A 10436-nucleotide genomic window follows, 5' to 3' on the forward strand; every position below is an offset into this window, starting at 1 on the left:
GTTCGCCGCAGCCCGGGCCCGGCCCGCAGCGGCCTCGGCGTCGTCCGCGTGCGCGGAAGCCGCGTCCGCCGCCGCTCTGGACTCCCCCGCGTTGCTGTCGGCCTCGTGAGCCTGGGCGAACGCCTCCTTCGCGTCCGCCTTCGCACGGGTGGCGTCCGACTTCTGCTCGGCGTCCCAGGCGTCGTCCCGCAGTTCACGGGCCTCGTCACGGGACCTGACCGCGTCGTTCTTCCGCGCGGTCGCGGTCGCCTCGGCGGCTTCCGCCCGCTCCTTGGCGTCCTTCGCGTTCGCGGCCTCGGCCTGCGCGCTCTGCTTGTGCTGGTTGGCCTCGATCTGCTTGGCGGTGGCGATGTCCTTCTCCGCCTTGGCCGTCTTCTCCTCGGCCTCGGCCGCGAGCCGCTTGGCGCGGGCGTCGGCGGCAGCCGCCTTCGCGTCCGCCTCCGCCTTCAGGGTGGCGGCGAGTTTCGCCTCCGCCGTCTCCTTGTCCTTTCTCGCGTTGTCCCGGTGCAGCTTGGCCGCGTCCGCCGCGGCCTTCGCCTGCAACTCGGCCGTGTGCGCGGCCTCCTTCCGGAACTCCGCGTTGACCTGCGCGGCCTGGGCCAGGGCTCGCTGCCCGATGGTCTCGCTGTCACCCGCGGCGGCCCTGGTCGCGGCCTCGGCGGTCTCACCGGCCTTCACCGTCGCCGTCAGCGCCGCCACCGTCGCCTTGGTGACCTGCGCCTTCTGCTGACCGGCCAGCAGCCCACGGCCCCGCGGCGCACCGGCGGCGTCCGCGAGGCCGTACGCGGCCTGCTCGGCGGCGTCGGACGCGGTGGCCGCCTTCTTGGCGTTCTCCAACTGGGTCCTGATCGCGGCCAGTTGCTTCTTCGCCGCCGCCTGGGCGTCGGTGACGACCTTCTTCGCCTTGTCGAACTCGGCCTTGTCCGGGTACACGGCGCTGTCCGTGCCCTTGTGGCCGGACGGCTTGATCAGGAACTTCTGCGCGCTGGCGTCCTTGCAGTCCCAGAGCCTCGTGTCCGTGCCCTTGGTGAACGCGCTCAGGTCCAGGCACTTGCCCGTGGTCACGCTCTTCAGGGGCGAGGTGGCACGGACGTCGCCCTTCCACGACTGCCCCGCGGACTTGTAGCAGTCCGTAATCACGATCTTCGTGCCGTTCGCCGCACTGTTCCCGGCCACGTCCAGGCACTTCTGCGAGCCGACGTTGCGGAGGTGGAGGTCACCCTCGCTGCCTTCGAGCGTCCACTGCTGGGACGCGCCGGCGTCGCAGGTGAAGAGATGGACCGGAGTGCCGTTGGTCTTGGCACCGCCCTTGACCTTCAGGCAGTTGCCCGTCGCGCCCGGCACCTCGATCGTCACGGGGCTGTCGCCGATCCAGCCCAGTCCGCCCGCCGACCAGTAGTCCTGCCAGCGGGTGGAGTAGTCCGCGAGCCATGACTGGCCGAGGGTCTGCCCCAGGGCGAACGTGCCGTCCCGCAAGGCGTTCGTGGCGTTGAGGCCGGCGGTGAGGATCTGCTGCCGATGTATGGCCTGCGAGGCGATCTCCCGCTGCCACTCGGCGGACGCCTGCGCAACCTCCTTGCCGAGAACCCGGTTCGGGTCGATCGGGGCGTGCCACGCGCACGACGCGAAGCGGGCCTTCAGGTCCTCGACCGCGATGCGGAACTCCGGGGAGTCCGTGGCCGGGGCTGTGCGGGGGAAGCCGCCGGAGGCCAGGAAGACACGGGCGTCATCGGCGAACACCCGGGGCACGAACAGCACATTGGGTTCGATCTTCCCCGAGTTCTTCTTCCACAGCTTCCACGCCTGCTGCTCCTCCGGTGTCCCCCCGGTGGTGTACAGCGGGTCGCCGACCGCGAGCGCGGCGGCCTTCGTGCTGTCGTCGGCGGTGGGCGACGGGTCGTAGAACGGGGAGAACAAGTCGATCGAGCTGCTGTACGACTGCCACAGCCACGGCAGCAGCCCGGTCTGGTCGAGGATCTTGAACTTTCCGCGCGGTTCGCCAGGGTAGGAGGTCAGACCGCTGACGGTGGCGGCGAACGCGGACTCCTGGTCGCCGACCTTCTTGACCCACTGGTCAGTGCCGGCGCTGTCCGCGCCGAAGGCCTGGTGCAGCGGGGTGCCGGCGTCCGCGAGATCCCGCCGGAGCTTCTCGTGAAGCTGATCGGCCGGCAACCCTACGGCGTTCTGCGCGAGGGCGAACAGGTTCGGCCCGCCCTTCCGCAGGGCGTCGACGGCCACACACTGGTCCTCGCGCAGCTGCTCCGCCGCTTTGGTGTCGAAACCGTCGTACGAGTCGCCCGCCACGGCGACAGGCTGCGCGGCGTCCTGGCCGAGCAGGCCGGGCTGGACGGCCAGGCCCGCGAGTACGGCCAGGGCGGCGACGGACGTGACGACGGAGGTGAGCGTCGTGGAGGTTCTCGATCTGGGGCTGAACAATCCCGGTCTGAGGCGCAAAAGCAAATCCTTCGTAGCAGGCGAATGGCGAATGCAGGCAGGCAGGCAGGCAGGCAGGGGTGACCGCCCGAAGAGGCGGTGGGACACGCGCGGGTCAGCCCGCCGTCCCGGTCGGAGGACGAGGGCCGCAGACGGCAGCGGTCAGGCAGGCGTTCACAACGAGCCGGCATCGCGGCATGACAAACCAATCCCCCGTGGCGGCACAGTTCCCCCGGCCGCCGATGACGTGCACGCGTCACGACAGGGCGGTCAGGTCCCTGACATCGGCGCGGCGTTCACCATAGCCACAGGCAAACAGGGCGCGGCAAGAGCTTTCCTCGACGCCCGGACCACGGAACGGGAAACCACTTGCCCGGCTCGTCACTGCACGGCGCGCCCAAACGCCGTGCTCACAACCGGAGTTACCCACGTGAGGCATGTGAAGAAAGAGTGCAGATCCCGAAGATTTCCTGCCATTGACTGACCAGAAATCGCCTGCTCGTCGACAGCCACAGCGCCGCCGGGAAGGCCAGGCACCTACCCCGGCGCCGGAAACGCCACCTGGCTTCTCAGCCCCGTCGCCCCCACCGCCCGCACCCCGAAGAACACGTTGTCCTTCGACAACGCCAGCTCGAACGACGTCACGTCGCCCGCCTCGACCACGTGGGTCCACTCCGGGGACGTCGTCTCGCGCCAGACGATCTCGTAGCCCGCCAGGTCCGGCTCAGTCCCCCGCGTCCACACCAGCTGCGTCGCGTTCGTCAGCGTCGACGTCAGGATCTTGGCGCCGCGCGGCGTGCCCGGGGCCTGCGCCAGCGTCCACAGCGCCGCCGCGTTCACCCTCGCCACCCGCGCGATGTACGGGAAGTCGCAGAACTCCGGCAGGTCTCCGTACTGTTTGCCGGTCTCGTCGACCCGTACGTCCTGGTGCTGGTGGGCGAAGTCCTCGGTCGGTTCCGTGAAGCGGGCGGCCGGGTAGCCGCGTTCCAGGAAGGGGATGTGGTCGCCGCCCCTGCGGTAGCGGTCCCTTCGGTACACCACCCGTACGCGCATTCCCGTCGCCTCGTTCTCCCCTGCATCGCGTACGAAGCGCGCCAACTGCCTCGCCGGCGAATCGTTCTCGCCGCCCACCGAACGCCGTACCGCCGCCTCCTCCGGCGTCTCCGACGACGGCACCCCCTCCGCGAACAGCCGGATCGTGTACGGGTCCACGGTGCCGTCGTCCGCCTTCGGGCTGCCGACTATGTCGTTCGTGAACATGGCCTGGAGGTCCGTACCGGACGACTTGTACTGCTGCGCCATGTACGCCGCCCCGTACAGGCCCTGCTCCTCCCCCGCCACCGCCGCGAAGACGATCGTCGCCGCCGGGCGGCGCTTCGCCATCACCCGCGCCAGCTCCATGGCCACCGCCACGCCCGACGCGTCGTCGTCCGCGCCAGGCGCGTCCGAGACCGCGTCCATGACGTCCGTGGCGCGGGAGTCGTAGTGCCCGGAGACCACGTACACGCGCTCAGGGGCAATCGAGCCGCGCAGGGTCGCGACCACGTTCGTGATACGCGTCGGCACCGGGATCCGGCTCGCCGGTTCCTGGATGTACGACTGGAGCTCCACCGTCATCCGGCCTGCCGACTCTGCCGCGTACGAGCGGAGTTCGGCCGCTATCCAGTCCCTGGCCGCGCCGATCCCCCGTACCGGGTCGTCCTGGGAGGAGAGGGTGTGCCGGGTGCCGAAGGAGGCGAGTCTGCGGACTGTCGCCTCTATGCGTTTCGGGTCGATCTCCCTTAACAGGGCGCGGAGTTCCGGGGTCGGCCGCTGTGCGGTGGCGGGCGGGCGCGAGCCGGACGACGCGGCGGCCTGCGCGGGAGTGACGGTCGCGGCCGAGGCGACCGCCGTCGTCGCCGTTGCCGCCAGGACGGTTCTTCTGCTGAGTCGTCGCATGCGTTCCATCGTTGTGTACGCGTCAACAAGGGACAAGGGGGCACAGGAGGGGTAACGGTCGGTTGGAGTGGCGCTGTGGGCGTGACGGAAACGAAGCGCTTGCTGCAACTCGTTGTGGTGGCCACAGTTCACCGAGTAACCTTCAACTTCCTTTCTGTCAGGTGCAGTTGACAGGTTCAGTCGTCAGGCTCGGTCGACAAACGGGGGAGTTCCCCATGCGTTCATCCGACAGTGGGCACGGCAGACCCGGTGGATTCCCCGGCGACGGCGCCATCGACTTCATCCGGGCGCTCGCGCCGACCGTGGTCCCCAAGTACAGCCGTCGCAAGAGCCTGGACAGCAGCCCGCCGCTGTTCGTCCTGCGGGTGCCGGCGACGATGTACGAGACCGGTGTGCGACGCGTCGTCGACCCGCTGATCGACGCGATGCTGGCCGACAACTCCCGGCAGCTCCCGTACGCCCGCCTCATCCCCGAGGACGACCACCAGCTGCTGGTCGAGGAGGCCGGGACGGAGCTGACCAAGGGCGGGACGAACCACACCACCCCCGACCGCCACCCGTACTTCCACACCATGCGGGACCTCGTCGCGTACATCAGGGAGAAGCCCGCCAACTGGGCGACTCAGGGCTCCTGGGAGAAGGAGCTGCGGACCCATGCCTGTGAACAGCGCGCCCAGCGCGGCGGGCTGCTCGGCTTCGCGCAGATGGAACCCTCCGGCACCGACGGGACGATCGGTGGAGCGGCGAGCACCGCGGTCAGCACAGCGGCGAGCACCGCGGTCGGCGCGGCGGCGGGCAACGCGATCGGCGGAGCGGCCGGCCTTCTGACGAGGCTCACCTGGCTGTCGTTCGTCCAGCGCGGCCCCCGCCGACTGTGGTCCTCGTGGACGTCCCGCAAGGTGATGGGTGGCTGGATCGGCAACGAGCAGCCGGCCACGGCGGGCCAGAACCTCTTCAAGGTGATGAACGACGTGGGCGCGCAGCGCGGCCCCCACCTGCGGGATCCGAACCACATGAGCCACGAGGACGCGCTCCGGGAACTCGACTGGTTCGTCCTGCGCGCCCTCCTTGAGGATCTGCGCAGGCCACCCGTCGGCCGCCTACGGCCCGCCCGCCGGCGCCGGATCTGCCGGCCCGTGGTGATCGTGGAGGTCCCCCCGCCGGGTGCTCCGGGCGCCCGCGCCGCAGAGCGCTTCCTGCGCGCCCTGCACCGCTGCCAGCACGGCCCCCGGTCCACCGCCCGGCCGCCCGGCCCACTGGTCCTGGCCGTCGGCGCACCCTCCGACGACCTCCTGAAGGAGCTGGGCGCCAGAACCACGCCCGCCTCCCCCGACGCGCCCGCACGGCTCGTCGAGAGCAGCTTCACCGCCGCGGCCGGACACCTGGCCGACAAGGGCGGCCCGCCGGTCCTCGTCCGCCTCGACGAGACGGAACTCCGGAGCGAGGGGACGCCCGTCGGCTCGTTCGTGCCGGACAAGAAGTTCGCCTTCCACCGCTACTTCCCCACCACGACCGTGACCGCGGTGACGGTACTGGCCGTGGCCGCGGCCGCCGTGCTCATCCCTCGCTGGATCGGAACGCCCACCGATTGTCTCGGCGGAACGGACTCCGTGGCGGACTCCGACCCCGGTGGGAAGATCCCCGTACAGGTCGTGGCCTGGTACGACGCAGCCAAGGCCGCGATCGACGCCGAGAACCTGCGGGTCGAGGATTACGCCGAGACCGGCAGAGAAGTACGGTCCGTCGTCGTCTTCGTCTCCCAGAAGCCCAAGACCGAGGACCAGACCCGCTTCGACGGCACCATCCCCGAACTGCGCGGCATCGCGATGTGGCAGCGGACCCTGAACGAGGCCGCGGCCTCCAACTCCACCCTCGTACCGCTGAAGGTCCTGGTCCGCGAGACCGGCGAGGGGTTCCGGAACGCCGAGTCCATGGCCGAGGACCTCGTCCGTGAGGTGCGCGCCGAGCAGAGCCGCCCCGAGTCCGGCCGGATCGTCGGTGTGCTCGCGTACGCGCAGAGCCGTGAGGAGACCCAGGCCGCGCTCCAGGTACTGGGACGTGCCCGCATCCCGACCATCGGCACCACCGCGACAGCCGACGAGATGTCGGAGGGCGACGCGAGCTTCAGCTACTGGCCGTTCACGCCGGCCAATTCGCGGGAGGCCCGGATCGAGGCGGACTTCGCCGGCCGGAAGAACATCGTCGCCCTGCCCGGCAGCGAGGACGAGTGCGCCCCCGCCGAGCACGCCATCGTGGTCGAGAGTTCCGCGGACCTCTACAGCCGCAGTCTCGCCGCCCGCTTCAGGGCGGACTTCCCCGGTGACGAGACCGTGTTCAACTTCAACCAGGAGGGCGACTTCGATCCCCCGGCGCCCGACGCCGACGACAATCTGCGCAGCGCCGACATTCTCGCGCGGCGGATCTGCGACACGCTGGCGGAGCAGCCGGAGTCGGTCGTGTACTGGTCGGCGCGGGCCAAGGACTTCACGGCGTTCGTCAACTCCATGGACCTGGAAGGCACTTGTCTCGGCCAGGACATCACCGTCCTCGGCGGCAACGAGCTGACCAACGTGGCCCAGACCGGCGTCTTCCGGAACAAAACCTGGCTGCGGCTGTACTACTCCGCGCACCGGATGCCGTACGACGCCGACGGGACGAGTACCAAGACCAAACAGTTCGTGAGGGAGTACGAGTCCTTCGTGAACGACACCACCGACGGTACCGACCCCTGGAAGCAGGACGGCCACTCGGCGGTCTCGTACGACGCCTTCCACGTGCTGAGCCAGGCGGTGTCCGAGGCCTATCAGAGCGACCCCGCCATCACCCGCAACTCCGTTGTCATCGAGCTCAGGAACGGCGTCCACTTCGACGGGGCGACCGGTTCCGTCTCCTACGCCGAGGGCAGCAACGCGCCGCCCGTCGACAAGACGCTGGTCCTGCTGCGCCAACTGGCGGACGGGCCAGAGGCGGTGGTGGAGTGCGGTGCGTACGGGGAGGGCGAGTCGAGCGAGAAGCAGGACCCGCCGTGCACGTCCTGACGGCCCTCGGTCACTCGCTCACCGTCACTCGTCGCACAACCGCTCCCCCTCCGTCGCCGTGCACGGGATGTGACCGTTCTGCCGGATCGCGGCCTGGCCGTGGTTGCGTACGTAGGTGAGGAAGCTGCCCGCGAGCGATCCTGCGGGCAGGTCGGCGTAGGTGTAGGCGTTCTCCACGCCCCGGTACGGGTAGGGGCTGTCGTCGTACTCGATGGCGTCCACGTCGGCCGTGGCGCCGTCGAGGGCGACCCGGTTCACGGTCAGTTGGTGCTGTTTCGCCTGGCCGAGTTCGCTGTAGCCGATGGCGCCCTTCGTGGCGGCGACCTTCTTCAACACATCGGCTGTGGAGCCGAGTTCGCAGCGTACGGGGGCCGCGGTGTCGGACTGGAGATCGCAGCCGAGTGACGTGCTGGGTACGCCTTCCCACCTGCCGGCGAGCACCTGGTCCTGGAAGACCTGCCGGGTGCCGGAGTCGGCGTCCCGGCTGACCAGCACGACCCGCCAGTGTGGCAGCGCGGGGTCCAGGTCGTCCCAGTAGCGGACCGACCCGGAGTAGAGGCGCCGCACCTGCGCCAGGGTCAGGCCCTGCTGGAGGTCGAGCCCCTTGTTGGCGACCAGGGTGAACACCGACAGGGCGACGGGCTCGGCCCGCAGTGCGGCGCCCGCGCCCTTGTCGCGGCCGTCGGAGAACGCGACCACCGAGGCCCGTCTCGCCCTCGACTCACCCTCCATGGCGGCGAGTTCACTCACCCCGGCGGTACTGCCCCGCGCCTCGACCCTGATGTCGGAGCCCTCGCAGTCCTTCTCGTACTCCTTCGCCAGGCCCTGCGCCACGAGCGCGAAGGCGGTCGAGCCGACGACCGTCAGGGTGCCCTTCTCGCAGCCGAGCGGGGGCGGGTCGTCGTCGCGGACGATGACGATGCTCGCGAGGGTGACCACGGACGCGGTGAGGATGATGGTGATCAGCCGGGCCGCGCGGCTGAACAGGGGCGGCTTGTCGTCCGGTGTCGCACTGCGGTTGGGGTGCACCTCGCCGTCCCGGATACCGCCGACGAGCCGGATGTCGCAGCCCACGTCGCCGCCCGACAGCAGCACCAGCAGCTTGAAGTGCTCGCCCCGGTTGAGCGGGACGCGCGGAATGCGCAGGGTGCTGCCGCCGACGTCGTAGCCGAAGCCCGCGTGCGGGGTGAAGTGGCTCATGAGGTGGTCGGTGCCGGGCGGCTGGGTGACCGACACCCCGTGGATGGCGCGGTCGGCGAACTCGACGGTGAGGCCGTGCAGTTCCCGGCTCGTGTAGTCCTCGTGGCCGATGCCCTGCGAACCGTCGTTCTCGATGCGGAGCAGCACGAGCGTGGCCCGGTGCATCCCGGGCGCCTCGTCGAACAGCCCGAGCCGCACGTTCGCCCGCCCCGACTGCAGGCCGTCACCTATCGGGTTGTCCATCTGTACGCGGTACCCGACCCGTTTGCGACGCGGTACCCGACGCTCGTACCAGACCATGACCGCCGACGCGACGATGCCGAGACCGGCGGTCGCCACGGCCACGACGTTCTCTGCGCTCAACCACTCCATGTGGGTGCCCCCGCAAGCCCCGGAGTCCGGACGGTGGGGTCACTCTACGATCGGCGGCACCACAAGTCCCGTACGGGCAAAGGAAGTTCGCCTGACGTTCAGCTCGTCTTCGGCTACGTCGGCGCAGGTGGCGAGACCGGGTGGGCCGAGGTCGACACGGGGGGCCTGACGGGTGCGGTGTCCTCGTCGCCGGTCAGCAGGGCGACGACGGAGGCACCGGCCGCGAGGGTGACGACCAGCGCGGCGGCGATGAGCGCCACCGACAGGCGGGACCTGCTCGCGGGCTCGGCCCGCTGCGCGCGCCCCACCCGGTAGGAATCGGCCGTGCCGGGCGGCGACATGCTCCACGCGGCGGGCACGTCCAGCTCTTCGAGCGCCGGGTCCCCGGGCCAGACAGGGGGCCGCTGACTGCCACCGGGGGTGGCGGCGAAGGGCTGGGGATGGTGCTCGGGGTGGCCCTGGGCCGGGTGTGCGGGCGGCCCGTCGGGCGGCGCGTGCTCCGGCGGGACGTCCGGATCCTCCACGGAGGCCTCCCCCTCCACGTCGAGCAACTGCACCGCGTGCCGCCCCAGTCGGGCGACCAGGGGGCCCGGCAGCCAGGTGTCCCGCTCGTAGCCGTCCGCGACGGCGTCCGCCGACACCCCCGTACGGCGCAGGATCTCCTCCGGTGTGGGCCGCTGGGCCGGGTCCTTGCTCAGGCAGTCGCGGACGAGGTCGAGGACGCCCCGCGGAACCCCCTCCAGGTAGGGCTCCTCCCGGACCATGCGGAAACTCAGGGCGAGGGCGCTCCTGCCGGTCACGCCGAAGGGCTGGGCGCCCGTGGCGGCGTACGCGAGGACGGCGCCCAGGGAGAAGACGTCCGTGGCAGCGGTGACCGGGTCGCCGTGCAGCTGCTCGGGCGCCAGGTACCCGGGGTGGCCGAAGGGATCGCCGTCGCCGGTGACGGTCTCCAGGGCGCGGGCGACACCGAAGTCGACGACCCGGGGTCCGTCGATGGTGACCAGGACCCTGGACGGCTTGAGGTCGCGGTGGACGATCCCGGCGCCGTGGATGTCCTGGAGGGCGTGCGCGAGCCCGGCGGCGAGGATGCGCAGCGAGCGCTCGGGCAGCGGCCCGTGGCGCCCGACGACCTGGCGCAGGTCCGGCCCGGCGACGTACCCGGTGGCGACCCAGGGCACGGCGGCCTCGGTGTCGGCGTCGAGCACGGGCACCGTCCAGCGCCCCCCGACGCGTCGCGCGGCGGCGACCTCCTGCCGTAACCGCTCCCGGAACCCCTCCCGCCCGGCCGGCTCCCGCCGGACGAGCTTCACGGCGACGGCCCGCCCCCGCCCGGACCGCCCGAGATACACCGGCCCGGTCCGGCCCGCACCGCCCGCCTCACCTGCACCGCCGGCACCACCCACACGACCGCCCGCACCACCGGTCCCGCCGGTACGACCGCCCGCACCACCGGTC

General features: G+C 71.0%; 4 protein-coding genes and 1 pseudogene. 1 reads left to right on the plus strand and 4 read right to left on the minus strand.

The features are described from left to right. On the minus strand, window positions 1-2454 hold a 2454-nt coding region (locus tag ACWCRB_RS32495; protein WP_450999465.1), incomplete at its 3' end, for a ricin-type beta-trefoil lectin domain protein. Window positions 2455-2970: 516 nt separating this feature from the next. Next, a complete protein-coding gene (locus ACWCRB_RS32500) occupies window positions 2971-4371 on the minus strand; it encodes a M20/M25/M40 family metallo-hydrolase (protein WP_450999466.1) in 1401 nt (466 codons plus the stop codon). A gap of 215 nt (window positions 4372-4586) precedes the next feature. On the opposite strand from ACWCRB_RS32500, the gene ACWCRB_RS32505 reads away from it, so the two are divergent. Next, window positions 4587-7409: an ABC transporter substrate-binding protein gene (locus ACWCRB_RS32505; RefSeq protein WP_450999467.1), complete on the plus strand. Its 2823-nt coding sequence runs from the start codon at window positions 4587-4589 to the stop codon at window positions 7407-7409. Between the two features lie 24 nt (window positions 7410-7433). Here the strand turns inward: ACWCRB_RS32505 and ACWCRB_RS32510 are convergent, their stop codons facing one another. Continuing rightward, the gene (locus ACWCRB_RS32510; protein WP_450999468.1) at window positions 7434-8981 is read right to left on the minus strand and encodes a PstS family phosphate ABC transporter substrate-binding protein; all 1548 of its coding nucleotides are present in this window, start codon (window positions 8979-8981) and stop codon (window positions 7434-7436) included. A 329-nt stretch (window positions 8982-9310) separates the two neighbouring features. Further along, window positions 9311-10384, minus strand: a pseudogene (locus ACWCRB_RS32515) (serine/threonine-protein kinase); the annotation flags it as partial. Window positions 10385-10436: the final 52 nt, after the last annotated feature.

The sequence above is a fragment of the Streptomyces sp. NPDC002156 genome (assembly GCF_053593675.1).